Origin of the sequence: Actinomadura decatromicini (assembly GCF_008121305.1) — a bacterium.
GTDB classification, from domain to species: Bacteria; Actinomycetota; Actinomycetes; order Streptosporangiales; family Streptosporangiaceae; genus Spirillospora; species Spirillospora syzygii.
This window is the reverse complement of the sequence record NZ_VSRQ01000004.1, coordinates 326573-352928: the sequence shown is the minus strand read 5'-3', so window position 1 is coordinate 352928 and position 26356 is coordinate 326573. Positions and strand designations below refer to the sequence as shown.

General features: G+C 73.6%; 24 protein-coding genes. 17 read left to right on the top strand and 7 right to left on the bottom strand.

Features of this window, described 5'->3' with window-relative positions; translation table 11 throughout:
- Window positions 1–96: 96 nt before the first annotated feature.
- Together FXF68_RS20100 and FXF68_RS20095 are read right to left on the bottom strand one after the other, a co-directional pair.
- Entirely contained in the window at window positions 97–1035 is a 939-nt protein-coding gene (locus FXF68_RS20100; RefSeq protein WP_246178816.1) for a C40 family peptidase, read from the bottom strand.
- A gap of 323 nt (window positions 1036–1358) precedes the next feature.
- A complete protein-coding gene (locus tag FXF68_RS20095) occupies window positions 1359–2747 on the bottom strand; it encodes an NYN domain-containing protein (protein ID WP_148761474.1) in 1389 nt (462 codons plus the stop codon).
- A 247-nt stretch (window positions 2748–2994) separates the two neighbouring features.
- Between FXF68_RS20095 and FXF68_RS20090 the strand changes: the two genes are divergently transcribed.
- The 3 genes from FXF68_RS20090 to FXF68_RS20080 all read left to right on the top strand — a co-directional run bounded on the left by FXF68_RS20090 (window position 2995) and on the right by FXF68_RS20080 (window position 6003).
- Complete coding sequence (locus FXF68_RS20090) at window positions 2995–4788, top strand: DEDD exonuclease domain-containing protein (RefSeq protein WP_148761472.1); 1794 nt, start codon at window positions 2995–2997, stop codon at window positions 4786–4788.
- 138 nt (window positions 4789–4926) lie between these two features.
- A complete protein-coding gene (locus FXF68_RS20085; RefSeq protein WP_148761470.1) occupies window positions 4927–5676 on the top strand; it encodes a rhomboid family intramembrane serine protease in 750 nt (249 codons plus the stop codon).
- A gap of 39 nt (window positions 5677–5715) precedes the next feature.
- Complete coding sequence (locus FXF68_RS20080) at window positions 5716–6003, top strand: Lrp/AsnC family transcriptional regulator (RefSeq protein WP_067884916.1); 288 nt, start codon at window positions 5716–5718, stop codon at window positions 6001–6003.
- 1 nt (window position 6004) lies between these two features.
- Here FXF68_RS20080 and FXF68_RS20075 read toward each other — a convergent pair whose 3' ends face one another.
- The gene (locus FXF68_RS20075) at window positions 6005–6721 is read right to left on the bottom strand and encodes a cache domain-containing protein (RefSeq protein WP_148761468.1); all 717 of its coding nucleotides are present in this window, start codon (window positions 6719–6721) and stop codon (window positions 6005–6007) included.
- 17 nt (window positions 6722–6738) lie between these two features.
- The gene (locus FXF68_RS20070) at window positions 6739–7446 is read right to left on the bottom strand and encodes a FadR/GntR family transcriptional regulator (RefSeq protein ID WP_246178815.1); all 708 of its coding nucleotides are present in this window, start codon (window positions 7444–7446) and stop codon (window positions 6739–6741) included.
- Between the two features lie 81 nt (window positions 7447–7527).
- Here FXF68_RS20070 and FXF68_RS20065 point away from each other — a divergent pair, with 81 nt between their 5' ends.
- The 4 genes from FXF68_RS20065 to FXF68_RS20050 are packed head-to-tail and all read left to right on the top strand — an operon-like array spanning window position 7528 to window position 11518.
- Window positions 7528–8553 carry an ABC transporter ATP-binding protein gene (locus FXF68_RS20065; protein ID WP_148761466.1) on the top strand — a complete coding sequence of 342 codons (1026 nt, stop codon included), beginning with the start codon at window positions 7528–7530 and terminating at the stop codon, window positions 8551–8553.
- Between the two features lie 45 nt (window positions 8554–8598).
- Entirely contained in the window at window positions 8599–9807 is a 1209-nt protein-coding gene (locus tag FXF68_RS20060; RefSeq protein ID WP_148761464.1) for an ABC transporter substrate-binding protein, read from the top strand.
- On the top strand, window positions 9786–10691 hold the full coding sequence (locus tag FXF68_RS20055; RefSeq protein WP_222870015.1) for an ABC transporter permease: 906 nt from the start codon (window positions 9786–9788) through the stop codon (window positions 10689–10691). The genes FXF68_RS20060 and FXF68_RS20055 overlap by 22 nt, the downstream gene beginning before the upstream one ends.
- Before the next feature lie 17 nt (window positions 10692–10708).
- The gene (locus FXF68_RS20050) at window positions 10709–11518 is read left to right on the top strand and encodes an ABC transporter permease (protein WP_148761460.1); all 810 of its coding nucleotides are present in this window, start codon (window positions 10709–10711) and stop codon (window positions 11516–11518) included.
- 1 nt (window position 11519) lies between these two features.
- Here the strand turns inward: FXF68_RS20050 and trpD are convergent, their stop codons facing one another.
- Window positions 11520–12569: an anthranilate phosphoribosyltransferase gene (gene trpD / locus FXF68_RS20045; protein ID WP_148761458.1), complete on the bottom strand. Its 1050-nt coding sequence runs from the start codon at window positions 12567–12569 to the stop codon at window positions 11520–11522.
- A gap of 23 nt (window positions 12570–12592) precedes the next feature.
- Window positions 12593–13018, bottom strand: coding sequence for a response regulator transcription factor (locus tag FXF68_RS20040; protein WP_148761456.1), 426 nt, complete (start codon window positions 13016–13018; stop codon window positions 12593–12595).
- 63 nt (window positions 13019–13081) lie between these two features.
- Here FXF68_RS20040 and ctaE point away from each other — a divergent pair, with 63 nt between their 5' ends.
- From ctaE to FXF68_RS20015, 5 genes are all read left to right on the top strand, one after another.
- On the top strand, window positions 13082–13768 hold the full coding sequence (ctaE, locus tag FXF68_RS20035) for an aa3-type cytochrome oxidase subunit III (protein WP_483902915.1): 687 nt from the start codon (window positions 13082–13084) through the stop codon (window positions 13766–13768).
- A 51-nt stretch (window positions 13769–13819) separates the two neighbouring features.
- Window positions 13820–14731 (top strand): cytochrome bc1 complex diheme cytochrome c subunit, encoded by a 912-nt coding sequence (qcrC, locus tag FXF68_RS20030; RefSeq protein WP_148761454.1) that lies wholly within the window; start codon window positions 13820–13822, stop codon window positions 14729–14731.
- Entirely contained in the window at window positions 14728–15843 is a 1116-nt protein-coding gene (gene qcrA / locus FXF68_RS20025; protein ID WP_148761452.1) for a cytochrome bc1 complex Rieske iron-sulfur subunit, read from the top strand. Before qcrC ends, qcrA begins: the two co-directional genes overlap by 4 nt.
- Window positions 15840–17468 (top strand): cytochrome bc1 complex cytochrome b subunit, encoded by a 1629-nt coding sequence (gene qcrB / locus FXF68_RS20020; protein WP_148761451.1) that lies wholly within the window; start codon window positions 15840–15842, stop codon window positions 17466–17468. The genes qcrA and qcrB overlap by 4 nt, the downstream gene beginning before the upstream one ends.
- Before the next feature lie 82 nt (window positions 17469–17550).
- Window positions 17551–18672 carry a glycosyltransferase family 4 protein gene (locus tag FXF68_RS20015; RefSeq protein WP_148761448.1) on the top strand — a complete coding sequence of 374 codons (1122 nt, stop codon included), beginning with the start codon at window positions 17551–17553 and terminating at the stop codon, window positions 18670–18672.
- 18 nt (window positions 18673–18690) lie between these two features.
- On the opposite strand, the gene FXF68_RS20010 is transcribed toward FXF68_RS20015, so the two are convergent.
- Window positions 18691–19299: a YciI family protein gene (locus tag FXF68_RS20010; protein ID WP_148761446.1), complete on the bottom strand. Its 609-nt coding sequence runs from the start codon at window positions 19297–19299 to the stop codon at window positions 18691–18693.
- 164 nt (window positions 19300–19463) lie between these two features.
- Between FXF68_RS20010 and FXF68_RS20005 the strand changes: the two genes are divergently transcribed.
- From FXF68_RS20005 to FXF68_RS19985, 5 genes are all read left to right on the top strand, one after another.
- Window positions 19464–21005 (top strand): penicillin-binding transpeptidase domain-containing protein, encoded by a 1542-nt coding sequence (locus tag FXF68_RS20005; RefSeq protein ID WP_187438017.1) that lies wholly within the window; start codon window positions 19464–19466, stop codon window positions 21003–21005.
- 349 nt (window positions 21006–21354) lie between these two features.
- Window positions 21355–23229 carry a hypothetical protein gene (locus FXF68_RS20000; protein ID WP_148761442.1) on the top strand — a complete coding sequence of 625 codons (1875 nt, stop codon included), beginning with the start codon at window positions 21355–21357 and terminating at the stop codon, window positions 23227–23229.
- 16 nt (window positions 23230–23245) lie between these two features.
- Complete coding sequence (locus FXF68_RS19995; protein ID WP_148761440.1) at window positions 23246–24100, top strand: ferric reductase-like transmembrane domain-containing protein; 855 nt, start codon at window positions 23246–23248, stop codon at window positions 24098–24100.
- Window positions 24097–25587, top strand: coding sequence for an NADH-quinone oxidoreductase subunit NuoF family protein (locus FXF68_RS19990; protein ID WP_148761438.1), 1491 nt, complete (start codon window positions 24097–24099; stop codon window positions 25585–25587). The genes FXF68_RS19995 and FXF68_RS19990 overlap by 4 nt, the downstream gene beginning before the upstream one ends.
- Before the next feature lie 105 nt (window positions 25588–25692).
- On the top strand, window positions 25693–26328 hold the full coding sequence (locus tag FXF68_RS19985) for a DUF4142 domain-containing protein (RefSeq protein ID WP_246178814.1): 636 nt from the start codon (window positions 25693–25695) through the stop codon (window positions 26326–26328).
- Window positions 26329–26356 lie beyond the last annotated feature (28 nt).

Genomic DNA, 26356 nt, shown 5'->3' with positions numbered 1-26356 from the left:
GCCCCAAGAGAAGGCAAACCCCCACAAAATCAACAACGGACCAGGTCAGACCTGGTCCGTTGTGGAAGTCGCCCTGCGAAGGGCGTCGCGCGCGCGTCAGGGGCGCCCGGCGCCGTAGTAGTTGCTCGCGTAGTAGCTGGAGTTGATGCTCACGACCGTCACGACCTTGCCGGTGCTCGGGGCGTGGATCATCTGGCCGTTGCCGACGTACATGCCGACGTGGCTGAGCCCGCTGAAGAACACGAGGTCGCCCGGCTGGAGGTCGGACTTCGCGACCCGCTTCGTGGCGGCCCACTGGGAGTTGGTGGTGCGGGTGATGTTGACGCCCGCCGCCGCCCACGCCTTCATGGTGAGGCCGGAGCAGTCGTAGGAGTTCGGCCCCGTCGCGCCCCAGGCGTACGGCTTGCGCTGCTGCGCGTAGGCGAACTGGAGCGCCAGCCGCGCCGGGCCGCTGGCCGGGCCGGTGTAGGTGCCGCCGACGCCGCCGCCTCCGCCGGACGACGACCCGCCGCCGAGCTTCGCCAGCAGCTTCTTCTGCTTGTCGACCTCGAGCTGGAGCTTGCGCTTCTGGTCCTGCAGCTCCTTGTTCTTGGCCTTCACGTCGTCGTACGCGGTCTTGGCCTGCGCCTCCTCGCGGCGGAGCCGCTGCGCGGTGGCGAGGAACTGGGTGAGCTGCGAGTTGCGCTCGTGCGACAGGTGCGAGAAGACGGCCGCCTGGTCGAGGATGGCCTGCGGGTCCTTGCTCCCGACGAAGCCGGTCACGTCGGCCGAGTCGCCGTTCTTGTAGGCGGTGGCCGCCATCTGGGCGATCTTGGAGCGCTGCTCCTCGAACGCCGCCTGCTCCTGCGCGCTCGACTTCCTCGCGCCGTCGTACTTCTTCTTGGCGATCTTCAGCTTCTCGTTGAGCTGGTTGTACTGCTCGACCTTGTGGTCCATCTGCTCGTTGAGCCGGTCGAGCTTCTTCTGCACCTGCGCCCTGGTCGGCTTGGGCTCGGCGTGCGCCAGCACCGGGGGGTAGGCCAGGGAGGCGGTCACGGTCAGGCAGACCACCGCCGCCAAGCGGCGGGATGTGCTCCTGCTCGCCGTGCCCCCGCTCCGGTCACGCCGGTGCGCCGGTGCCCCGATGAGTTCATTGGCCACGATCGGTTTCGCCCCTCTCGTCCACGACGTCAGCGGACGACATTAGCGAGGGGCAACAACCGTCACAACCGATTCGTCGCAGTTCAATTGACATTTGCGCAGATCGTCCACTATTTGTGACCTCATGATCACGAAGGGCGAAGCATCCCTTATCACAGCCTTATGGGCACCTTATGGACGGTCCGGTGCGGCTCGTCCCGTGTCGCGGCGCGGCGGCCCTAGGAGCGGCCGAGGCGGCGCAGCAGCAACGTGGACGGGCACGGCCGCGCCCCGGCCCGGCGGGCGGCGTCCGCGACCTCCCGGTCGGACGACACCACCACCACGGCCCGTCCCGGCGGCTCCGCCCGCACGAGGTCGCCGATCAGCTCGTCCGCGGTCTGGCCCGGGCGGCTGAACAGCACCCGGACGCCGCGCGGCGCCGCGATCGCGACCGGCGCGTCCAGCTCGGCGCCGTCGAACACGCACGTCACCTCGGCGCGGGTCTGCGCGGCGAGGCCGCCGAGCCCGGACAGCAGCCGGGACCGCTGGTCGGCCAGCGGCAGCTCCCCGTACCCGGTCTTGGTGACGTTGTAGCCGTCCACGACGAGGTGCACCCGGGGGAGGGTCAGCAGGCGGTCGAGCAACTGGGGGTCGCCGTCGGACAGCGCGCGGCCCGGCAGCGCGCGGTGGGCCTGCCGGTCCGGTTCGAGGCCGCCGACCACGTCGGCCGGACGGTCGATCGTGGACGGCAGCGCCAGCTCCCGCCGGACGCCCTGGGCCGCGTCCACCAGCGTGTCGAGTAGCATCCTCAGCCGGACGTCGTCGACGTTGCGGCCCTCCCGCGCCGCCCGCTTCGCCGCCTCGGCGGCGGCCTCGGCCTGCGCGGCGCGGGCGCGCAGCTTGCGCAGCTCCTTCTCGGCCGCCGCGGTCGACTCGCGCGCCTCGGCGAGCTTGCGCTCGGCCTCCGCGGCGACCGCGGCCGCGCGCTCCTCGGCCGCCCGGAACCGGGTGCGCGCGTCGTGCAGCTTGCGGCGCAGCTCGGCCACCTCGGCCTTCGCGTCGCGCAGCTCGGCGCGCAGCCGGTCGGCGTCGGCGGAGCGGCCCGCGCGGGCGGCGGCGAGCTCCTCCTTCAGCGCGGCGACGCGGCGCTCGGCGGCCTCCTCCTCGGAGGCCGAGGCGGAGCGTTCCAGCTCGGCCCGCGCGGATTCGACGAGCCCCGTCCAGCCGCTGGGGCGCAGCAGGTAGGCGAGCGCGGCGACCCGGACCGGGTCGGCGGCGGGCGGCACGTCCCCGCCCTCGACGGCCTCCACCAGCGCGGCCTGCGACCGGCGCAGCGGCTCGGCGACGCGGCCGCGGAACGCCGCGTCCTTCTCCAGGGCCGCCGCGATGTGCTGGCCCGCGAGCTTCGCGCGCTTGCGCCGCTCGAACCGCGCGAACGGGCGCAGCGGCGCGGGGACGTCGTCGGCCGGGAGCCCGCCGATCACGTCGGCGGCGACCTCCACCACCGACTGCCGGACGGCCTCGGGCAGCGGCCCGCCGAGGCGTTCGCCGCCCGGGGCGCGCGAATCGTCCGCCCGTCCGGTCGGCCGCGCCTCCGCCGGGGCTCGCTCGTGCTCGGCGCGCCGCACGGGGGCCTCGCCGCCGGGGGTCGCTTCGGGGCCGCTGTCGATGATCCCGCTCCTTCCGGGCTTTCGCCGCCGGTGGGCTGTGTCTTCCCGTGCCGTCCGCGCACTAACCAGGGCGGACGCGTCAACGGACGAGCGCGCGCGGCCCCCCGTGCCGGTCCCGCGACCCCCCGGCCCGGCGGGACCCTCCGGCGCCCCACAACCCTAGCGGTCGCGGCTTCTGTCGGTGGGGTCCTCTACGGTCGCGCACATGACGGCTGCGCACGGTGTCCAGGGCGCCGGAGTCCCCGCGGGCGGCGTCCAGGGAACGCTGGACGACCTCGGCACCCCCCTTTCCGGCGTCACCTTCGTGGTGGTCGACCTGGAGACCACCGGCGGGTCGGTCGCCGACTCGGCCATCACCGAGATCGGCGCGGTGAAGGTGCGCGCGGGCGAGGAGCTCGGCGAGCTCGGCACCCTGGTCGACCCGGGCGGGCCCGTCCCGCCGTTCATCACCGCGCTGACCGGCATCACCACCGCGATGGTGACGGCCGCGCCGCGGATCGAGGCGGTGCTGCCCGCGTTCCTCGAGTTCGCGCGGGGCTGCGTGCTCGTCGCGCACAACGCTCCGTTCGACATCGGCTTCCTCAAGGCCGCGTGCGCCGAGCACGGGTACGCCTGGCCCGCGTTCCCCGTCGTCGACACGGTCGACCTCGCGCGCCGCGTCCTGTCCAAGGACGAGGTCCCCAACTGCAAGCTCGGCACGCTCGCCCGGTTCTTCCGCACGCCGAACGAGCCGACGCACCGCGCGCTCGCCGACGCCCGCGCCACCGTCGACGTCCTGCACGGGCTGATCGAGCGGATCGGCTCGTTCGGCGTCACCTCGCTGGAGGAGATGCGCGGCTTCGCCAAGGCGCCGACGCCCGAGCAGCGCCGCAAGCGGCACCTCGCCGACGACGTCCCGAGCGCGCCCGGCGTGTACCTGTTCGAGGACGCCTCCGGCGAGGCCCTCTACGTCGGCAAGAGCGGCGACCTGCGGTCGCGGGTGCGCAGCTACTTCACCGGGTCCGAGACGCGCTGGCGCGTCCGGGAGATGGTCGGCATCGCCGAGAACGTCCGGACGATCGTGTGCGCCACCGGCCTGGAGGCCGAGGTCCGCGAGCTGCGGCTGATCGCCGCGCACAAGCCGCGCTACAACCGCCGGTCCAAGTTCCCCGAGCGGGCGATCTGGCTGAAGCTCACCGTCGAGCCGTTCCCGCGGCTGTCGATCGTCCGGGAGTGCCGCGCCGACGGGGCGCGCTACCTCGGGCCGATCTCGTCGCGGCGGCAGGCCGAGGAGGCGCGGGCGGCGCTGCACGAGGCCGTCCCGCTGCGGCAGTGCACCCAGCGGCTGACGCTGCGGGTGATCGAGAGCGGCAAGGGGCGGGCGTGCGCCCTCGCCGACCTCGGCCGGTGCGGCGCGCCCTGCGACGGGCGCGAGTCCGCCGACGCCTACGCCGTCCACGTCGGGACGGCCCGCGCCGTCATGGCGGGCGACGTCCGCCCCGTCGTCGCCGCCGCGCGGGTGCGCATCGACCGGCTGGCGGCCGAGCAGCGCTACGAGGAGGCCGCCGCGCAGCGCGACCGGCTGGCCGCGTTCGTCCGCGCCGCCGCGCGCGGGCAGCGGCTCGCCGCGCTGGCCCGGCTGCCCGAGCTGGTCGCGGCGCGGCCCGCGTTCGACGGCGGCTGGGAGCTGTCGGTGGTCCGCTACGGGCGGCTCGCCGCCGCCGGGACCGTTCCGCCCAACGCCCAGCCCAGGCCCTACGTCGACGCGCTCATCGCCACCGCCGAGACGGTGTTCCCGCCGTCCGGCGAGGCCCCCGGCGGGGTCGCGCTCGGCGCGCCGCCGTCCGCCGGGGCCACCGCCGAGGAGATGGAGTGCGTGCTGCGCTGGCTCGACCTGCCCGGCGTCCGGCTCGTCGAGGTCGACGGCGCCTGGACGTGCCCCGCGCACGGCGCCGAGGGCCTCCGCGAATGGATCGACCGCGCCTACGACCGGGGATATGAGCCTCAGGGGACGTCATGACCGGAGCGAAGCGAGGACCATGACGCCTCCCGCGGGGGTCTGGGCGGCGTCCCCCAGATGGGAGGAGCCACGGGGCCGTGGCTCGCGCCGCTAGGGTGACCATGGAATCCCGGCGCTCGGAGAGGACGACGACCCCGCATGGCCCTGCCTCTCTACGACAGCCAGCCGGCCCGGCGCGTCCCGTGGGTCACGTACCTGCTGGTGGCGGCCAACGTGGTGGTGTTCCTGCTCACCCCGATGTCGAACTTCGCCGCCTGGTACGGGCGCGACCACGTCCGCGAGTGCAAGGCGGCGCACTTCACCTACGAGTACGGCGCCGTCCCGAAGGAGCTGACGACCGGCGACCAGCAGGCGCTGCCCGCCGACATCGTCCGCCAGTGCGGGCCCGCGGGCTTCCACAAGGCGCCCTGGACGTCCGCGTTCACCTCGATGTTCCTGCACTCCGGCGCGCTGCACCTGCTCGGCAACCTGGTCGCGCTGTTCGTCGTCGGGATGGGCGTCGAGGACCGGCTCGGGCGCCTGCGCTACCTGCTCGGCTACCTGTTCTTCGGGCTCGTCGCCGTCTACGGGTTCGCCTGGACGTCGCCGGACTCCGGCGTCCCGCTGATCGGCGCGTCCGGCGCGATCGCGGGGGTGATGGGCGCCTACGTCATCCTCAACCCGCGCGGGCGGATCGTGAGCTGGGTGCCGCCGGTCATCGTGGTGCGGCTGCCGGTGTGGGTGGTGCTCGGGTACTGGTTCGTCCTGCAGTGGCTGTCGCTCGGCGACGACAAGAGCAACGTGGCCTACACGGCGCACATCTACGGCTTCCTCGCGGGCGTGGCGTTCGCGCTGCTCGCGCGCCGCGCGGGACCCGCCCGCCGCGTCGCCGCGCTGAGCCGCGGCTAGATAGGGTCGGGACGTCCGGAGCTTCAGGGGAGGGGTGCAGTGGTCACTGCGATCGTGTTCGTGAAGGCCGACGTCGCGCGCATCCACGAGGTGGCCGAGACGATAGCCGCCCTGGACGGCGTCAGCGAGGTCTACTCCATCACCGGCGACCACGACCTCATGGCGATGGTCCGGGTGCGCCGCAACGAGGACCTGAACGACATCATCCCGGGCCGTATCAACAAGATCCCCGGCATCGTCGGGACGGAGACGCACATAGCTTTCCGCACCTACTCCCAACACGACCTGGAGCAGGCGTTCGCGCTCGGCCTGCCGGACGCCGACTGACCTAGCTCGCGGTCACCACGGACAGGGAGAGGTCGCCGCAGGGGCGGGACGCGAAGCCGGGGGCGCCGCGATAGACGGCGCCGGGCGGCCAGGTGGCCGTGTTGGACGCCATCACCCGGCCGGGCGCGTTCACGACGAAGGCGGGCGCGGGGATCTCGCGCAGCGCAGGGACGATCTCGTGCTCGAACGTCCGCGCGTACACGTCGGCGGCGGCGACGCCGGCGAACGTCCCGCCGACGAGGACCGGCGCCGACAGCGTGAGGACGTACTCGTCGCTGCACAGGTAGTCGACGTAGGGGCCGCAGACGGTCCGCTCGGCGCCGTCCGCCGGGCCGGTGAACCACTCCCAGCGCGTGTAGTCGGCGAGGACGCTGCTCTCCGGGTCGAGGTCGCGCAGGAGCTGGGACGGCCGCCCGGCGGGCCCCGTCTGCCACCACTCCAGGTACCAGGCGGCGTCGGCGAGCAGCTCGGGCGCGGCGATGAAGCCGAGGCCGCAGATCAGCGGGCCGAGCCGGGCGAACAGCAGCGGGCGCAGCGCGGCGAGGTCGGCGCGGACGGGGTCGCGGCCGGCGCGGCGGACGTCGTCCAGGCAGCGGCCCGCCGCGTCGCGGACCTGCGCCACCGCCTCGAAGACGCCGTCCAGGGTGGCGCGCACGCGGGCGGCCGCCGCGCGGGCGGCGGGGGGACCGTCCACGGCGGCGGGGGGCTCGGCGGGCATGGGGTCCCCCTCGGGAGTCAGAGTTCGAGCCGTCGTTCAATCAGACGTTGTACCGCATTCAGGACGTGACTTTCAGCTACATCGCGGGCGGCGGCGTCGTCGGCGCGCTCGATGGCGTCGACGATCCCGGCGTGCTCGGCGTCCACCGCGGCGCGCCGGTCGGGCAGGTCGTGCACGGCCCAGACCAGCGGCCCGATCTCGGCCTGGAGCCGGATCTCCTCGCGGGTCAGCCGGACGGACTGGGACGCCGCCGCGACGTCGAGGTGGAGCCGCCCGTCCAGGCGGCACATCGGGGCCCCGGCGGCCATCTCGTCCAGCGAGCGGCGCAGCCTGCGGACGTCGTCGGGCAGCGACCGGGCGGCGGCGAGCCGCGCGGCGGCGCCGGCGATCGCGGCGTAGTGGTCGCCGAGGTCGCGCAGCTCCTCCGCGCTGAGCGGGCGCAGCCGCTCGTCGAGGTCGAACGGCCTGGCCGGGGCCCGGACGAAGCTCCCGCCGCCGCGCCCCCGCCGGGTCTCGATGAGCCCCTGCTGACGCAAGGCCATCAGCGCTTCGCGTAGTGTGACCGTTGATACACCGAGATGTGCGGCCAAATCGGTCTCGCTCGGCAGTTGCTCGCCGTCGGCGAGGAGCCCGAGCGCGATCGCGTCGCCGAGCCGCCGCACGACCGCGTGCACCCGCGCCGTGTTGTCGACCGGGGCGAACACGACGAGGTGCGCGTTCTCCAATGGGCCCCCTTCCCGGTGTTCACACAGTGATACCGGAACATCACTTGAACTGAAACCTATGAATCCATATGTTTTCTGTTCATGCCGGAAGCAGCGGTCAGGATCCGCGATCTGCGCAAGACCTTCGGCGCCGTCGAGGCGGTGGCCGGCGTCGACCTCGACATCGGGGACGGCGAGTTCTTCTCCATGCTCGGCCCGTCCGGGTCGGGCAAGACGACCATCCTGCGGCTGATCGCGGGCTTCGAGCGGCCGACGGCCGGGACGGTGGAGCTCGGCGGCGCGGACGTGACGGGCCTCGCCCCGTTCGACCGCGACGTCAACACCGTCTTCCAGGACTACGCGCTCTTCCCGCACCTCGACGTGCTCCGCAACGTCGAGTACGGCCTCAAGGTGCGGCGGGTGCCGCGGGCGGCGCGCCGGGAGCGGGCGCTCGAGGCGCTGCGCAGCGTCCGCCTGGACGGCATGGAGCGGCGCCGTCCGGGCGAGCTGTCCGGCGGGCAGCGGCAGCGGGTCGCGCTGGCCCGTGCGCTGGTCAACGAGCCGCGGGTGCTGCTGCTCGACGAGCCGCTCGGCGCGCTCGACCTGAAGCTGCGCGAGGAGATGCAGGTCGAGCTGAAGAGCATCCAGCGCCGGGCCGGGATCACCTTCGTGTTCGTGACCCACGACCAGGAGGAGGCGCTGACCCTGAGCGACCGGGTCGCCGTCCTCGACCGGGGCCGGGTGCAGCAGGTCGGGACGCCCGCCGAGGTGTACGAGCGGCCGGCCACCGGGTTCGTCGCGGGCTTCGTCGGGACGTCCAACCGCGTCGGGGACGTCTGCGTCCGCCCGGAGAAGCTCCGCGTCGAGCTCGGGGACGACCTCCCCGGCGCGCGCGGCGGGGACCGGCACGCGCTCGGCACGGTGGCCGAGGTCGTCTACGCGGGCGCGGTCACCCGGTTCGTCATCGACCTGGACTCGGGGGACCGGGTCGTGGCGCTCCAGCAGAACCTGCGGACCTCGTCCATGGACGTGACGCGCCACCGCGGCGCCCGCGTCCGGATCGGCTGGGAGGCGGCGCACGAGTTCCGCGTCCCGTCCGACGCCGCGCCCGCTTCGCCCGCTTCCTGAGCACCCGCACGACTCCCAACCCCCGAAACATAAGGAGACCCCCCAATGTGGTCCACGCGCACGGCGATCGCCGCCGCGGCGACGCTCGCGATCGGGCTGACCGCCGCCGCCTGCGGCGGCGACTCGGGCGACAAGGCGACGGGCGCCGGGCAGGGCGGCTTCACCGTCCCGAAGGTGCCCATGCGGCAGTCGCTCGGGCAGGGCGAGGGCCAGGTCAACCTGGTCGCCTGGGCCGGGTACGCCGAGGACGGCTCCAACGACCCCAAGGTCGACTGGGTCACCCCGTTCGAGAAGCAGACCAGCTGCAAGGTCAACACCAAGGTCGCCGGGACGTCCGACGAGATGGTGACGCTGATGCGGACCGGCGAGTACGACGCGGTCTCCGCCTCCGGCGACGCCTCGCTGCGGCTGATCGCGTCCGGGACGGTCGCGCCCGTCAACACGAAGCTCGTCCCGAACTACGCCGACGTGTTCGCCGGGCTGAAGACGAAGCCGTGGAACTCGGTGAACGGCGTCCCCTACGGCATCCCGCACGGGCGCGGCGCGAACCTGCTCATGTGGCGCACCGACAAGGTGAGGACCGCGCCCGACTCGTGGGCCGCGGTGTTCGACGGGAACTCCCCGTACAAGGGCAAGATCACCGCCTACGACTCGCCGATCTACATCGCGGACGCCGCGCTGTACCTGATGTCGGCGCGTCCGGAGCTCGGCATCAAGAACCCGTACGCGCTCGACCAGAAGCAGTTCGACGCGGCGGTCGGGCTGCTCAAGACGCAGCGCGGGCTGGTGGGGGAGTACTGGTCCGACTACACGAAGGAGGTCCAGGCGTTCAAGAGCGGCGACTCCGTCCTCGGGACGACGTGGCAGGTCATCGCGAACCTCGCCGAGTCGGAGAAGGCGCCGGTGAAGGTGGCGCTGCCGAAGGAGGGCGCGACCGGCTGGTCCGACACGTGGATGGTCGGGGCGAAGGCCAAGCACCCGGACTGCGCCTACAAGTGGATGGACTGGATCGTGTCGCCCAAGGCGAACGCGCAGGTCGCCGAGTGGTTCGGTGAGGCGCCCGCCAACGCCAAGGCGTGCGGGGAGACCTCGGACAGGAAGTTCTGCGACACCTTCCACGCCACCGACGAGACGTACTTCTCGAAGGTGCATTTCTGGACGACCCCGATCGCGCAGTGCCTCGACGGCCGCAAGGACGTCAAGTGCGTCGACTACTCCAAGTGGACCCAGGCGTGGACGACGATCAAGGGCTGACCCGCGGCCGCCGCCCGGCGCTCCGGCGCCGGGCGGCGGCCCTGCTGCACCGCCGTCCCCGGCTGCGGCTGTCGCTGCTGCTGTCCGCGCCGCTCGCCTGGCTGGTCGCGGGGTACCTCGGCGCGCTCGCCGCGATCTTCGTGACCGCGTTCTGGACGACGGACGTCTTCACCGGCGAGGTCGTCCGGCGGTTCACCCTCGCCAACTTCCAGACCCTCGTGGACGAGCCCGTCTACAGGGCGGTCGCGCTCCGCAGCCTCGGCGTCGCCGCCGCCGTCACCGTGATCGACGCGCTGGTCGGCGTCCCGATGGCGCTCTACATGGCCAAGGTCGCGAAGCCCCGGCACCGGCCGTACCTGGTGATCGCGATCCTGGCGCCGCTGTGGGCCGCCTACCTCGTCAAGGCGTACGCGTGGCGGGTCATGCTGGCGGAGGGCGGGCTGGTGGACGAGGCGCTCAAGCCGTTCGGGCTGTCCGGGCCCGGCTACGGGCTCACCGCCACCGTGATCGTCCTGGCCTACCTGTGGCTGCCGTACATGATCCTGCCCGTCTACACGGGCCTGGAGCGGCTCCCGGACTCGCTGCTGGACGCGTCCGGCGACCTCGGCGCCCGGCCGCTGCGCACGCTCCGCTCCGTCGTCCTGCCGCTGGCGTTCCCGGCGCTGGTGGCGGGCTCGATCTTCACGTTCTCGCTGTCGCTCGGCGACTACATCACCGTGAGGATCGTCGGCGGGCGGCGGCAGCTGCTCGGCAACGTCGTCTACGACAACATCGGCGCCGCCAACAACCTGCCGTTCGCCGCCGCCGTCGCCACGGTCCCGGTCGTGGTGATGCTCGGCTACCTCGCCGCGGCCCGCCGCACCGGCGCGCTCAGGGAGCTCTAGATGACAGGGAGCTCTAGATGACCTTCTCGCCCGCCGCGCGGATCGCGCTGCGCGTCCTCATGGGCCTCGGCCTCGCCGTGATCTACGTGCCGCTGCTGGTCGTGCTGATCAACTCCGTCAACGCCGACCGGGCGTTCGGGTGGCCGCCGTCCGGGTTCACCGGGCACTGGTGGACGCAGGCGATGGACAACGAGGGCGCCCGGCGGGCCGTCCTCACCAGCGTCAAGGCGGGCGTCGGGGCCACCGCAGCCGCGCTCGTCCTCGGCACCCTCGCCGCGTTCGCCGTGGCCCGGCACCGGTTCTTCGGACGCGAGGCCGTGTCGCTCGTCGTCGTGCTGCCGATCGCGCTGCCCGGCATCGTCACCGGGATCGCGCTCAGCAACGCCTTCCAGGTCGTGCTGAAACCGCTCGGCGTCGGGCTCGGCCTGTTCACGGTCATCGTCGGGCACGCCACGTTCTGCGTCGTCACGATCTACAACAACGTCCTCGCCCGGCTGCGGCGGACCGGCACCGACCTGGAGGAGGCGTCCGCCGACCTGGGCGCCGACACCTTCCAGACGTTCTGGTACGTGACGTTCCCGGCCCTGCGCTCGGCCCTGTTCGCGGGCGCGCTGCTGTCCTTCGCGCTGTCCTTCGACGAGATCATCGTGACCACGTTCACCGCGGGCCCCGGCGCCGAGACCCTCCCCATCTGGATCTTCAACAACCTGTTCCGCCCCAACCAGGCCCCGGTCGTGAACGTCCTGGCCGCAGCGTTGATCGTGCTGTCGATCATCCCGATCTACCTGGCCCAGCGGCTCTCGTCCGCCTCCCGCGGCGTGACGTGAGTCAGCCGCGCAGGCGTTGGGAGATCTCCACCCAGCGGTCGAGGAGGGTGGTGGCGGCGCCGGAGTCGACGGCCTCGGCGGCGCGGGTGCTGGCGGCGCGGAGGGCGCCGGTCAGGTCGGCGGGGGCCGGGGCGCCCTCGTAGGCGACGATCAGCGCGGCGGCGTTCAGCAGGACCATGTCGCGGACGGGCCCCGGCCGCCCCGCGAACGTCTCGCGAGCGACGCGGCCGTTGAACGTCGCGTCGGCGCCGCGCAGGTCGTCCGGGCGCGCCGGGGGGATCCCGAGGTCGGACGGGTCGAAGGTGGTCTCTGTCGCCGTCCCGTCGCGGACCACCCACACCGTGGACGTGCCGGTCGTCGTCAGCTCGTCCAGGCCGTCGTCGCCGCGGAACACCAGCGACGAGCAGCCGCGCGCGGCGAACACGCCCGCCATGACGCCCGCCATCCGCGGGTGGAACACCCCGACCGCCTGCGCCCCGGGACGCGCCGGGTTCGTCAGCGGGCCGAGGAAGTTGAACACCGTGGGAGTGCCGAGCTCGCTGCGCGTCCGGGACGCGTACTTGAGCGCCGGGTGGTACAACGGCGCGAAGCAGAAGGTGATGCCGATCTCCGCGGCGATCCGCGCGGTGGACTCCGGCGGCAGGTCGATCGCGACGCCGAGGTGCTCCAGCAGGTCGGCCGCGCCGCAGGAGGACGAGGCGGCCCGGTTGCCGTGCTTCACCACCCGGACGCCCGCCGCCGCGGCCACCACGGCGGCCATCGTGGACACGTTGACGGTGTGGGCGCGGTCGCCGCCCGTCCCGACGAGGTCGGCGATGGGGCCGGGGACGTCGATGGGCGTGGCGTTGTCCATCATGCCCTCGGCGAGGCCGGTGACCTCCTCGACCGTCTCGCCCTTGGCGCGCAGCCCGATCGCGAAGCCCGCGATCTGCACGTCCGTGGCCTCCCCGGACATGATGGCGTTCATCGCCCAGGAGGTCTCCTCGCTGGTCAGCGAGTCTCCGGAGACCAGCGCGTTGAGCAGCGCCGGCCAGGTGGTGCGCGCGTCCATGTCGTGCCGTTCTCTCGGGCGCCCTACAGGGCGGGGAGGCGGGTCTCCAGGCGCTGCCGCAGCAGCCCGGCGAGCGCGTTCGCGACGGCCATCGGGTCGAGCGGGAGGCTCACCACGGCGTCCGCCCGGGACCAGGTCGCGAGCCAGCCGTCGTCGCGGCGGCCGATGATCGCGAGGACCGGCGGGCAGTCGTACACCTCGTCCTTGGCCTGCCGGCACACGCCGAGGCCGCCCGCGGGCTGGGCCTCGCCGTCGACCACGAGGACGTCGATCCCGCCCTTGTCGAGCGTCTCCACCACGGCGGGCTGGGTCGCCCGCTCGACGAACTCGACCTTGGGCAGGTCGGCGGCCGGGCGGCGGCCGATCGCCAGCCGGATCTGGGCGCGGGTGCTCGCGTCGTCGCTGTAGACGAGGACCTTCATCGGGCTCTCCGGGGCGGTGCTGCTCATGGACGTGAAGGGTACCGGGTCACGGGCGCGCGGGACACGCGCGGGAACCCTAGTAGGGGGGTCATGCGTCACTCACTGGATGGGGGCGCAATAATGCTGCCCGTGACAGCTTCCGCGATAGAGACAACACCTCACGCACGGGCGAACCGTCCCAATTTGGTCAGCGTGGGGACGATCGTTTGGCTGTCGTCCGAGCTGATGTTCTTCGCGGCGCTGTTCGCGATGTTCTTCACGATCCGCTCTGTGACGATCGGCCAGTCCGGGCACGACGCGTGGCCGGGCGCCCCGCTCGACCTGCCGCTGTCGTCGGTCAACACGACGGTCCTGGTGCTGTCCTCCGTGACCTGCCAGATGGGCGTGTTCAAGGCCGAGGCGGGCAAGGTCGGGCGCGACGGCGGCCTGCTGAACTTCCGCCGCTGGGGACTGCGCGAGTGGTACGTCCTCTCGTTCCTCATGGGCGCGTACTTCGTCGCGGGGCAGGGATACGAGTACTACAACCTCGTGACCAAGGACGGGCTGACCCTCTCCTCCTCGGCCTACGGCTCGATCTTCTACCTGGCGACCGGCTTCCACGGCCTGCACGTCACCGGCGGCCTCATCGCCTTCCTGTTCATCCTCGGCCGCACCTACGCGGCGAAACGGTGGACGCACGAACAGGCGACGAGCGCGATCGTCGTGTCCTATTACTGGCACTTCGTCGACATTGTCTGGATCGGCCTGTTCTCGGCCGTCTACCTGCTCGACATGTGACAGCCCGACCACCCTTGACCCACCCAAGACATGACCCGAACGGGGATATCCGTGAAAAGGATCACCGCATGGCGACGGCGCCCGTGGGCGGGCTACGCCGTCGTGCTGGCGGCCCTGGCGGCGATCGGCGTGGTCTACGCAGGCTTCTCGCCGCGGAGTGACCGGGCCGAGGCGCAGAGCAGCGCCCAGGCCGCGCAGGACCTGAAGCACGGCCAGGAGCTGTTCAACAAGAACTGCGCGAGCTGCCACGGGCTGAACGCCGAGGGCACGAAGGACGCCAAGGGCAAGCCCATCGCGCCGAGCCTCATCGGCGTCGGCGCGGCATCCGTCGACTTCCAGGTCAGCACGGGCCGCATGCCCGCGATGAACCCTGGCGCGCAGGTTCCGCGCAAGGAGCCGGTCCCCGACTTCAACACCTCGATCAAGACCGACTACGAGGAGCCGGAGAAGCGCGAGGCGGCGGAGAAGCAGAAGGCCCAGGCCGAGAAGAACCTGGCCGACCTGCGCGCCTGGATCGCCTCGCTCGGCGGCGGGCCCGAGGTCCCCCCGGCCTCCGCGGTCGACCCCGACAAGGGCGACGTCGCGCTCGGCGGCAAGCTGTTCCGCACCAACTGCGCCCAGTGCCACAACTTCACCGGTCAGGGCGGCGCGCTCACCGGCGGCAAGTACGCGCCCCCGCTGTCCGAGAGCGACGTCACGCCCACCCAGATGTACGAGGCGATGCTGACCGGCCCGCAGGCGATGCCGGTCTTCAACGACACGACGCTCACGCCGCAGGACAAGCAGGCGATCATCTCCTACCTGGTCAAGACCCGCGAGGAGCCGAACCCGGGCGGGAACGGCCTCGGCCGCATCGGCCCGGTGAGCGAGGGCCTCGCCGGCTGGCTGATCGGGATCGGCCTGCTGGTGCTGGCCGCCATGTGGATCACCGCGAAGAAGCCGAAGAAGCTGAAGAAGTCATGAGCGACGACAAGAACGAGACCGAGGGCGCGCAGGGCCCCGGCGAGGACGGCCGCCGCCGCGAGCGGGTCATCGGCACGCCCTCCCCCGCGCGGGAGAAGGCGCTGCTCGCCGAGGACGACATCTCGGCGCCCGCCGGCGTGGGCGAGCAGCTCGACGAGGCGTCGATGAAGCGGGCGGAGCGGATCGTCGCGACGTTCTTCCTGGTCGCGTTCGCGGCCAGCGTGACGTTCATCGCCTACTTCATCGGCTGGAGCGGCCGCGACGGCGGCATGCACGGCGTGCTGCGCGCCCGCGAGTCCAACTTCTGGCTCGGCGGGACGATGGCGCTGTCGTTCCTCGCGATGGCCGTCGGCGTGACGATCTGGGTCCGCCGGCTGATGACAAGCAAGCCGATCGTCCAGGAGCGGCACGAGCTGGCCGCCGACGAGGAGTCCAGGGCCGCGTTCGCGCAGGACTTCATGGAGGGCGCCGAGGACAGCGGCATCACCAAGCGGCCGCTGCTGCGCCGCACGCTGCTGCTCGCCGCCGCCCCGCTCGGGCTGGCGCCGCTCGTCCTGCTGCGCGACCTCGGCCCGCTGCCGGAGAAGCGGCTCCGCCACACCTACTGGGGCGAGGCGGTCAAGAAGGCGCAGGCCGAGGGCAAGAAGGGCGTCCGCCTGGTGGTGGACGGCACCAACAAGCCGCTGCGGGTCAGCGACTTCTCCTCGCCCGGCGGGATGATCACCGTCCTGCCGGAGGGCATCGAGGAGGAGGTCCCCGAGGAGCAGGTGCTCACGCAGAACGCCAAGGCGGTCACCATCCTCATCAACGTCCCGGCGGACAAGTTCAAGCCCGCCAAGGGACGTGAGAACTGGCACGTCAACGGCATCGTGGCGTACTCGAAGGTCTGCACGCACGTCGGCTGCCCGGCCGCGCTGTACGAGCAGACGACGCACCACATCCTGTGCCCGTGCCACCAGTCCACGTTCGACGCCACCGACGCCGCCAAGGTCATCTTCGGCCCGGCGGCGCGCCCGCTGCCGCAGCTCCCGCTCTCCGTGGAGGACGGGTACATCGTCGCGACCAGCGACTATCACGAGCCGATCGGCCCGAGCTTCTGGGAGCGCGGATGAGCCAGGCGACACCTCCGAAGGCCATCGAGGGGACGCTCGGCTTCATCGACGAGCGCCTCGGCTCCACGAGCTTCTTCAGGCGGAACGTCAAGAAGGTCTTCCCGGACCACTGGTCGTTCATGCTGGGCGAGATCGCCCTGTACTCCTTCATCATCCTGCTGCTGACCGGGACGTTCCTGACGCTCTGGTTCAAGCCGAGCATGGCGGAGGTCGTGTACGACGGGTCGTACACGAAGCTGCAGGGCGTGAAGATGTCCGAGGCCTACGACTCGACGCTGCACATCAGCTTCGACGTCCGCGGCGGACTGCTCATGCGGCAGATCCACCACTGGGCCGCGATCCTGTTCATGGCGTCGATCCTGGCGCACATGCTGCGGGTGTTCTTCACCGGCGCGTACCGCAAGCCGCGCGAGCTGAACTGGCTGATCGGCATCGGCATGTTCACCCTCGGCATGCTGGAGGGCCTGTTCGGCTACTCGCTGCCGGACGACCTGCTCTCCGGCACCGGGCTGCGCATCACGCAGGGCGTGGCGGAGTCGATCCCGCTGGTCGGCACCTACATCTACATGTTCCTGTTCGGCGGCGAGTTCCCCGGCCAGGACATCGTGCCCCGCCTGTACATGCTGCACATCCTGCTGATCCCGGCGCTGATCCTCGGCATGGTCACCGCGCACATGATGATCATGTGGCACCAGAAGCACACGGCGATGCCGGTCAAGAACCAGACCGAGCAGCAGGTGTACGGCTACCCGTTCTACCCGGTGTTCATGGCGAAGACCGGCGCGTACTTCCTGTTCACGTTCGGCGTGGTGGCCCTGCTCGGCGCGTTCGCGCAGATCAACCCGATCTGGCTGTTCGGCCCCTACGACCCGGGCGCGATCTCGTCCGGGTCCCAGCCGGACTGGTACATGGGCCCGCTCGAGGGCGCGCTGCGCATCATGCCGAACTGGGAGATCACCGCCTGGGGCCACACGCTCAGCCTGAACGTGCTGATCCCGGCGGCGGTGCCGCTCGGCATCGTGTTCGGCGGCGCGGCGGCGTGGCCGTTCGTCGAGGCGTGGGTGACCGGCGACAAGCGGCAGCACCACGTGAACACGCGGCCGCGCAACGCCCCGGTCCGCACCGCGACCGGCATGGCGGCCGTCACGTTCTACGGGCTGCTGTGGCTCGCGGGCGCGAACGACGTCATCGCGGAGCGGTTCCACGTCTCGCTGTTCGCGACGACCTGGTTCTTCCGGGTGACGGTCTTCCTCGGGCCGCTGATCGCGTTCATCGTGACGAAGCGGATCTGCCTGGGCCTCCAGCGCAAGGACGCCGACACGATCGGGCACGGCGTGGAGTCCGGCGTCATCCTCATGTCGCCGGAGGGGCGGTTCTCCGAGCGGCACGAGGCGCCGCGCGAGGAGGAGAAGACCGTCATCCTCTCCAAGGAGAACGCCCGTCCCGAGGCTCCCGCGCGGGACGCCAAGGGTATCCCGGCGCCCGGCAGCAAGGGCCCCATCGGGCATCTGCGCTCGCGGCTGAACCGCGCGTGGACCTTCGACGACGTCCCCGTCGAGGAGCACGAGCACGGCCACGGCGACCAGCAGGCGATCGAGAGCGGGTCGGAGCAGGTCAAGCACTGATCCCGCGCTCACGGAGGCCCGGCGACGCGATGGCGGCGCCGGGCCTTCGGCGTACGCGCCGGCGTACGTATGCTGGCCCGCGATGAGGACGCTGTTCGTCACCAATGACTTCCCGCCCCGGCCGGGCGGGATCCAGGCGTTCGTGCACGGGCTCGCCGTGCGGCGGCCGCCCGGCTCGGTGGTCGTGTACGCCCCGGCGTGGAAGGGCGACGCCGCGTTCGACGCGGCGCAGCCGTTCCCGGTCGTCCGGCATCCGGGCTCGCTGATGCTGCCGGAGCCGGGGGTGCGGCGCCGCGCGGCGGAGATCATGCGCGCGGAGGGCTGCGACTCGGTGGTGTTCGGCGCGGCGGCGCCGCTCGGCCTGCTGGCCCCGGCGCTGCGGCGGCACGGCGCCGAGCGGCTCGTCGGGATCACGCACGGGCACGAGGCGGGCTGGGCGTCGCTGCCGGTGGCGCGCCGCCTCCTCGCCCGCATCGGGGACGACACGGACGTCCTCACCTACCTGGGCGAGTACACACGGTCCCGGATGGCGCGGGTGCTGTCGCCGGACGCGGCGGCCCGGATGGCCCGGCTCGCGCCCGGCGTCGACGAGAAGGCGTTCCGCCCCGGCGCGGGCGGCGACGAGATCCGCGCGCGGCACGGGCTGGCCGGACGTCCGGTGGCGGTGTGCGTGTCCCGGCTGGTGCCGCGCAAGGGGCAGGACGCGCTGATCCGCGCCTGGCCGCGCGTCCAGCGGATGGTTCCGGACGCGGCCCTGCTGCTCGTCGGCGGCGGCCCGTACCGCGCCGACCTGGAACGTCTCGCCGCGTCGTGCGGCGTCGACCGCTCCGTCGTGTTCACCGGCGGCGTCCCGTGGGAGGAGCTGCCCGCCCACTACGACGCGGGCGACGTGTTCGCGATGCCGTGCCGGACCCGCCGCCGGGGCCTGGACGTCGAGGGCCTCGGCATCGTCTACCTGGAGGCGTCGGCGTCCGGGCTGCCGGTGGTGGCGGGCGACTCGGGAGGCGCGCCCGACGCCGTCCTGGACGGGGAGACGGGCCTGGTCGTGCCGGGGCGGTCGGCGTCCCGCATCGCGGAGGCGGTCGGCGGCCTGCTCGCCGACGCCGGGCGCGCCCGCCGGATGGGGGAGCGGGGCCGGGCCTGGGTCGAGCGCGACTGGCGCTGGGAGACCCAGGCGGCCCGGCTCGCGAAGTTGCTCGACTGACGCGCGTCCCGCGGCCCGCTAGCGGCGGCCGCCGAACTCCCAGGCGTGGATCTCGACGTCCTCGTAGCGGCCGTCGCGGGTGTACGGGTCGCCGTCCATCAGGGTCTCGGCGGCGGCGCGGTCCGGGAGTTCGACGAGGAGGACGGTGCCCGTCCGGTCGGCGCCGTCGTCGGACAGCAGCGGGCCGTAGGCGATCAGCCGGTCGCCGTAGAGGCCGTCGAGGTAGCGGTGCTGCGCCTCTGCGAGGGACTCCGCGAGCTTCTCGTCGCCGGGGGCCGCCGCCTTGCCGTGCGCGATGACCAGGAAGCGCTCGTAGCCGGGGACCGCCGTGGCGAACTGCCACATCGTCCGGCCGAGGACGTTCGTCCAGCGGCGGATGAGGACGTCGCCGTAGACGCCCGCCTTGTAGTTCGGCTCCTCGAACGCGAACTCGCGGGCGGCGGCCGGGCCGGGGAGGTCGGCGATGTGCATGCTGCCCGTCACCGTCTCGCCGTCGGCGCCGAACGTCGGGCCGCGCGCGATCAGCTCGTCGTCGTAGCGGTCCATGAACGCCCAGTGGGCCTCGGCGAGCTCCATGCGCAGCGGGAACGTGCCCGGCCTGTCCCGGCAGTAGAAGAAGTACTCCACGTCGCAAGGATCTTAGCGAGGCCCGGTCCGGGTGCGGGGCGACGGCCCCCGCCTTCCAGGTTCGGCCACGAAATCGGGCTTCCGGCGCATGCGTGGAACGTTCGGGCACTGAGATGATCAACATCCGGACGGGCGGGCGGCGGCGTACGAGCGGAGGCGGGCGAGTGCGGTCTCGGGGTGTGAAGATGCTGGCCGTCGTGCTGGCGGTGGTGGTGACGGCGGGCGTCGTCGCGGGCTGGGCGTTACGGCGGCGGCGCGACCACGACACGGCGGAGCGCGTCGCGGCGCGCTACTTCGCGGCGTGGAGCGACGGCGACCTGGACCGGATGCGGGGCCTCGCCGCCGACCCGCCCGCCGACTTCGCCGCGCAGCACCGGGCGCTGTCGATCGGGCTGGCGGTCACGTCGATCGCGCTGGACCCGCGCCCGGTCGTCCGGTCGGGGCCGGACGCCGCGCACGCGGCGTTCACCGTCAGCCGGTCGCTCGCCGGACACGGGACCTGGACGTTCGCCTCGGACCTGCGCCTCGGCCGGGTCGACGGGCGGTGGCGCGTCCTGTGGACGCCCGCGACGCTCTACCCGGGGCTGAAGGGCGGCGGCCAGTGGACGGTGGGCCAGGTGCGCGTCCCCGCCGTGACCCTGGCCGACCGCGCCGGGCGCCCCCTCGCGAACGAGGGCCCGCTCGCCCCCTACCTGGCCGGGATCGCGTCCCGGCTGGGCGACGAGGAGGAGCGGATCGTCCCGGCGGTCGTCCTGCGCGACGACGGCGGCCCGCCGCAGCGCGTGAAGCTGTTCGGGACGGTGAAGGGCCGCAGGGTCCGGACGACGCTGGACCGGCGGGTGCAGGCGGCGGCGGAGAAGGCGCTGGAGGCCGCGCCGGGACGGGCGGCGATCGTGGCCGTCCGGCCGTCCAGCGGCGAGGTCGCCGCGGTGGCGGACGGCCTCGGCGGGCTCGGCGCCTTCGTCGGCGGCTACCCGCCCGGCTCGACGTTCAAGGTGGTGACGGCGGGCGCGCTCGTCGCGGACGGCGCGGACGCCGGGACGGGCGCCGACTGCCCCGCCTCGACGGTCACGGCGCAGCGCACGATCCGCAACGACGAGGGCCATGCGCTCGGCCGGACGACCCTGCGTGACGCGTTCGCCGCGTCCTGCAACACCACGTTCGCGCAGCTCGCGGTCGAGCGGCTCGGCCCGGCGAAGCTCGCGGCGTCCGCGCGCCGCTTCGGGTTCGGCACGCGGATCACGCCCGGCGCCGACGCCGCGGACGGCGGCTTCCCCGAGCCGCGCAGTGGTGCGGAGCTGGCGGAGGCGGCGATCGGGCAGGGCCGCGTCCTCGCGAGCCCGCTGCTGATGGCGTCGGTCGCCGCCGCCGTGGCGGACGGCTCGTGGCGCCCGCCCCGGCTGCTGCCGCCGGACCTCGTCCGCGAGGGCGGGGGAGCGGTGCCCGCGCCGCGCCCGGTGCCGGGGACGGCCGCGCTCCGCGCGATGATGCGGGCGGTCGTCACCGGCGGCACGGCGGCGGGCGCGGGGCTCCCGGCCGGGACGTCCGGCAAGACCGGCACGGCCGAGATCGCGAGCGGGCCCCCGCACGCCTGGTTCATCGGCTACCGCGCCGGCCTCGCCTTCGCGGTCTTCGTCGAGACGGGCGGCTCCGGCCCGAAGGTCGCCGCGCCGCTCGCCGCCCGCTTCCTGACCGCCCTGCGCTGACCCGCCCCTCCGCCGACCCGCCCCTCCGCCGACCCGGCCGGAATTCGCCGCCCGGGTCGGTGAACCCGCCGTGGCGCCCGCGCGTACCGCTGATGAGGGCCGAACGGCCGCGGGACGGCGTCCACACGGTTTTTCGCTCCAACCGGCACCCGAGTGGCTCCGGGGGCGTATGCTCCCGGAGTGATCGGGCGGGTTCCCCGGAATCCGCCCTGGGGAAAGCGGTGGGAGCGAGCGGGCTCCCGAGCCGCCGCCCCCGATGTCTCAGCGGGACGGCCGCCAGGCGACGAGCCGGGCGGCCCGGAGCCTACCGGCGTTCGCCGAGCCCTCCGCCTCCTCCACAGGAGAGGGCATGGCGCGACGCGATTTCGGGCATGCGTCCCGGCGGAACACGCATGCTTCACCGTGGGCGGAGACGCCCGCGCGCCCCTCGTCGAGACCCGAGCCCCCGCGGGGGCCGCGGTCGGAGGAGCCGCAGTGGCCCGAGGGGTCCTGGTGGTCCGAGCAGCCGGACTGGTCCGAGCGCGGCCGCAGGTCGGCGCGCCGCGAGCCGTCCCGGCGCGACATCAAACGGCACGAGCAGCGCAGGCGCGTCCGGCAGGCGCGTAACGAGGACCGGCCGCGCACACCCTGGCCCGGCCCGACGCCCGGCGCTCCGGCGCCGGGCGGGCAGCCGGACGCCCGCGACGACCGGTTCGGGGCGCGCAACCGCCCGCCGTCCGGCCGCGACGCCGAGACCCGGCGGTTCGACGCCCGAACACCCCCACCGCCTCCCGCCCCGCCCGCGCCCAAGGCGCGGCCCGCCGCCGCGTTCGACGCGCGCACCGCCGGCGCGGGCGCCCGGCCGGACCGTTCCCGCGAGTTCCCCCAGCGCGGCCGGTCCCGGCAGCGGCCGGCACGCCGGACGGAGGAGCGGCGGACCCGCTCCGCCCAGCCCGCCCCGGGACGGCCGGGCCGCCGGACGGCGACCGCGCGTCCCGGCCCGAAGGCGAGGCCGCGGCGCGGGAAGCGGCCCGCCGACCGGATGGGGGTCGGCGCGATCGTGCTGTCCACCGCCGTCGGCCTGGCCCTGCTCGGCATCGCCGAACGCGCGCTGCTGGACGGCGGCCCGGTCGGCGGCGCGTCCGACACGGTCGGCTCCCAGCGCGCGATCCCCCCGGCGCAGCGCGGCGGCGTCCCGGCGCAGCAGCCCCGGCAGTCGCCGCGCCCCGGGCAGAACGGGACGCCCGCGACGCCCGCCGCGCCCGACCTGAAGGTCCTCGCCGCGCGGGTCCGCGAGCTGACGCTGGCGCAGCGCGGCACCGCCGCCCGGCAGGCGTACGGCGCGGCGCCCACCGCCGCGCCGGTCGTCGGCGCCACCCACATGAGCGCGGACAAGACCTGGGTGCTCGGGACGACCGCGATCCCCGTGCCCGACGCGAGCACCGCGAACCCCGAGGTCGCCTTCTACGCGGCCCGCTGGACGGGACGCGAGTGGCAGGTCGGCCTCTCCGGCGCCCGCGTCTTCGACGGCCTGCTCAGGACGGCCCCGTCCGGCGTCATGCCCGCGGCCGAGACGCAGACCCTGCGCCGGTACGCCGCGCTCACCGCGCAGCAGGCCACCGCACTCGTCAACGGGACGCGGAGCGGCGACAGGCTGATGCTGCCGTGGAAGGTCGGCGACTCGTGGTCGATGACGACCGCCGACGACGCCGAGTCCGCGCGCCCGCTCGGGTCGCTGGCGTTCGCGGGCGGCGACGGCCGCGTCCTCGCCGCGGGCGCCGGACACCTCTATCGGTTCTGCGCCGACTCCGCCGGACGCGCCATGGCCGTCGTGATCCACCCGAGCGGCGTCGCCACCACCTACTACCACCTTCGGACCGGGCCGAAGCCCGGCGACGGCGCCGTCGTGAAGCAGGGCGCGCCGCTCGGCCGCACCGGCACCGACCGGCCCTGCGGCGGGGCCGCCGCGCCCGACGCCGACGTCGCGTTCGGCGTGCGCCGCGCGCTCGGCTCGGTCCCCCTGGACGGCGCGCGACTCGGCGGCTGGACGTTCCGGGAGCGGGCGAAGCCCCTCCTCGGGTTCGCCGAGCGCGGCGTCCTCCAGGTGCTGCCGGGGGCGCTGCTCGCCAACCTCGGACCGGTCCCCCCGGCCGAGGACGACCCGCCGCCGTCCCCGCCGTCCCCCGGCGCCGAGCCGAAGGGCGGCGCGGGACCGGCCGCCGACCCGGCGACCGGCGCCAACTAGAAGAGGAGCCAGAGCGGTGCGTATCCGCAACAGTGATGATCCCGCGGTGCCCGGCTGGGTGCTGCGCGTGGTGCTCGTCGGCGCCGTGCTGGTGCTGGCCGGTTCGGCGACCCCGCAGGGCGCCGTCGCGGTCGCGAACGTGCAGTACTTCCTCAACTTCTACGCGGGCGTGTTCGCGCTCGTCGCCTACACGACCGCCGTGATGAGCGGGCTGCTGGCGACCGATCGGCTGATCCTGAAGATCCGGCACCGGGTGCTCGCGCAGGCGCTGCACCGGGCGTCCGCCGTGGTCGCGACGGCGATGCTGGTCGCGCACGTGACGGTGAAGGTCATGGCCGGGCTCGCGGTGCCCGCGCAGGCCGTCGTCCCGTCGGCGGGGCCGATCGGGATCGGCACGGTCGCCGCGGACCTGCTGCTGCTCGTCGTGGTCACCGGGATGCTGCGGGCGCGGTTCGCGTTCCGCGGCAAGGCGTGGGTGTGGCGGTCGACGCACGTCCTCGCCTACGCCGCGTGGCCGATGGCGATCGTGCACGGGCTGATCACCGGGCGGCCCGCCGCGCCGTGGGTCGTGCTCTCCTACGTGATGAGCGTGGTGTTCGTCGTGCTCGCGCTGATCACCCGGCTGATCGTGGTGGTCAAGCCGCGGGACGTGCGGGTCCTGGGCGAGGAGTTCGGCGCGTACGGCCGCCCGGACGGCGCGGGCCGCGCCCGGGACCGGCGCGCCATGGCCGCCCGCGACCACGAGGAGGGACGCGCCGCCGCGATGGCCCGCGCCCGCGCGGCGGGCGACTTCGCCGACCCGCGCGGCACGGTCTCCGATCCGCGCGGGACGCCCCTGACGGGCGGCGGTGACACCGAGGTGCTGCGATGAGCCGGGCCGTCACGGTCTCCGGGATCGGCGGGCCCCGGCTGACGCTCGGGTTCGACCGGTTCGACCGGCTGGACCTCGACCGGCACCTCGCCGTGCACGGCCGGCTCCGCGCCCCCGACCTGGACGACCTCGTCCGCATGGCGGAGCAGGTCGACCTGCGCGGGCGCGGCGGCGCCGGGTTCCCGTTCGCCCGCAAGCTGATGGCCGTGGCGGCGCGGGTGAAGTACCCGACGACCGACCCGCCGCCGCTGCTGCCCGGCGAGAAGAGCGACTCGCGCGGCTCCGCCGAGGACGTCGTCGTCGTGGTGAACGGCGCCGAGGGCGAGCCCGGCAGCGCCAAGGACAAGGTGCTGCTCGGCCGGGCGCCGCACCTCGTCCTCGACGGGGCGCAGATCGCGGCGTCCGCGCTCGGCACGCAGCGGATCGTGGTCGCGGTCGAGGACGACGAGGCCGCCCGCTCGGTCCGCGCGGCGATCAGCGAGCGGCGGATGCCCGCCCGGATCGTCCGGCTGACCGAGCGGTTCATCTCCGGGGAGAGCGGCGCGGTGGTCCGCGCGATCAACGGGGAGACGCCGATCCCGCCGGGGGTGAAGGTCCGCGCGTCCGAGTCCGGGGTGGACGGCTGCCCGACGCTGCTGTCCAACACCGAGACGTTCGCGCAGCTCGCCGTGCTGGTGTCGCTCGGCCCCGACCTGTACGCGTCGGCCGGGACCGAGGACGAGCCCGGCACCACGCTGCTCACCGTCGGCGGCACGCAGGTCGTGGAGGCGCCGCTCGGCACGCCGCTGCCCGCCGTCCTCGACCGGTGCGGGGCCGACCCGTCGCCCAGCGTCCTCGTCGGCGGCTACCACGGGATGTGGCTCGACGCGGGCGGGGTGTCGCGCGCCGTCCTGTCGCGCGCGGGGATGCGCCGCGTCGGCGGAACGGTCGGCGCGGGCATCATCCTGCCGCTCACCCGGGGCACCTGCCCGCTCGGCGAGGTCACGCGGATCGCCGCGTACATGGCCGCGCAGTCCGCCGGGCAGTGCGGGCCGTGCCGGCTCGGGCTGCCCGACGTCGTCCGGTCGCTGAACGCGCTCACCGAGGGAGCCGGGACGGTCGAGGACGTCCGCCGCGCCGCGGGCGTCGGACGCGGCCGGGGCGCCTGCACCCACCCGGACGGGACGGCCCGGTTCGTCCTGTCGGCGATGGAGGCGTTCGGCGCGGACATCGACGCGCACCGCTGGGGCGGCGGCTGCGGCCTGTCGACCTACGGGGTGCTGCCGCTGCCGGTGCCGGACGGCACGGAGGTGCGGGTCGCGATCGACTGGAGCCGCTGCGACGGGCACGGGCTGTGCGCCTACCTCGTGCCCGAGCTGATCCAGCTCGACCGGCACGGGTTTCCCGTGGTGCTCGGCACGGACGTTCCGGCGTGGATGGAGAAGGACGTGCAGAAGGCCGTCGCGATGTGCCCGGCCTTGGCGCTGCGCGTCGTCGGAGGAATCTGAAAAAAGGTGCGGGGAGATTGAACCCCGGGACCGGCGCGGTGCGTATTGGACGCCGAACCCGCGCCGTGTCCGTCGAGAGATCCTCGGAAGGAGGAAGAGATTCTCTTGAGGAAATCCTACGGAATCGCCGAAACGCGCCCGCGGCGGCGCGTCGGCCGGGGGCGCGTGGTCTTGGTGGTGCTCGCGGCGGCCGCCGTCGCGGCGGCGTTCGCGGTCGTCATGAACCCGAACGGCGTGCCGGCGAGCAGCGCGGCGAACAACCTCGGCGGCACCGTGCACACCCGCTGGGGACCGCTGAGCACCCTGGACCGGCAGTTGCTCGTCAAGGTGCGGCAGGCCGGCCTGTGGGAGATGCCCGCAGGCCAGCAGGCACAGCAGCGGGCCGCGACGCCCCGCGTGCGGGAGGTCGGCGAGATCATCAACCAGCAGCACCTGCAACTGGACGCCGACACCCGCGCCACCGCGCAGCGGCTCGGCGTCCTTCTCCCGAGCGAGCCGAACGGGAGCCAGAAGAGCTGGCTGCGCGAGATGTCCGGCAAATACGGGATCGATTTCGACAAGACGTTCGTGCTGCGGCTGCGCGCCGCGCACGGGCAGGTCTTCACGGTCATCGCGAAGGTCCGCGCGCAGAGCGAGAACACCGAGATCCGCGCGTTCGCCGAGCGGTGCCTCAAATTCGTCAACACGCATATGTCGCTGCTGGAGAGCACGGGCCTGGTGCCCAGGAGTGCCCTGCACTGACGTATTTCCCACCCCGCAAAAGGGAGCA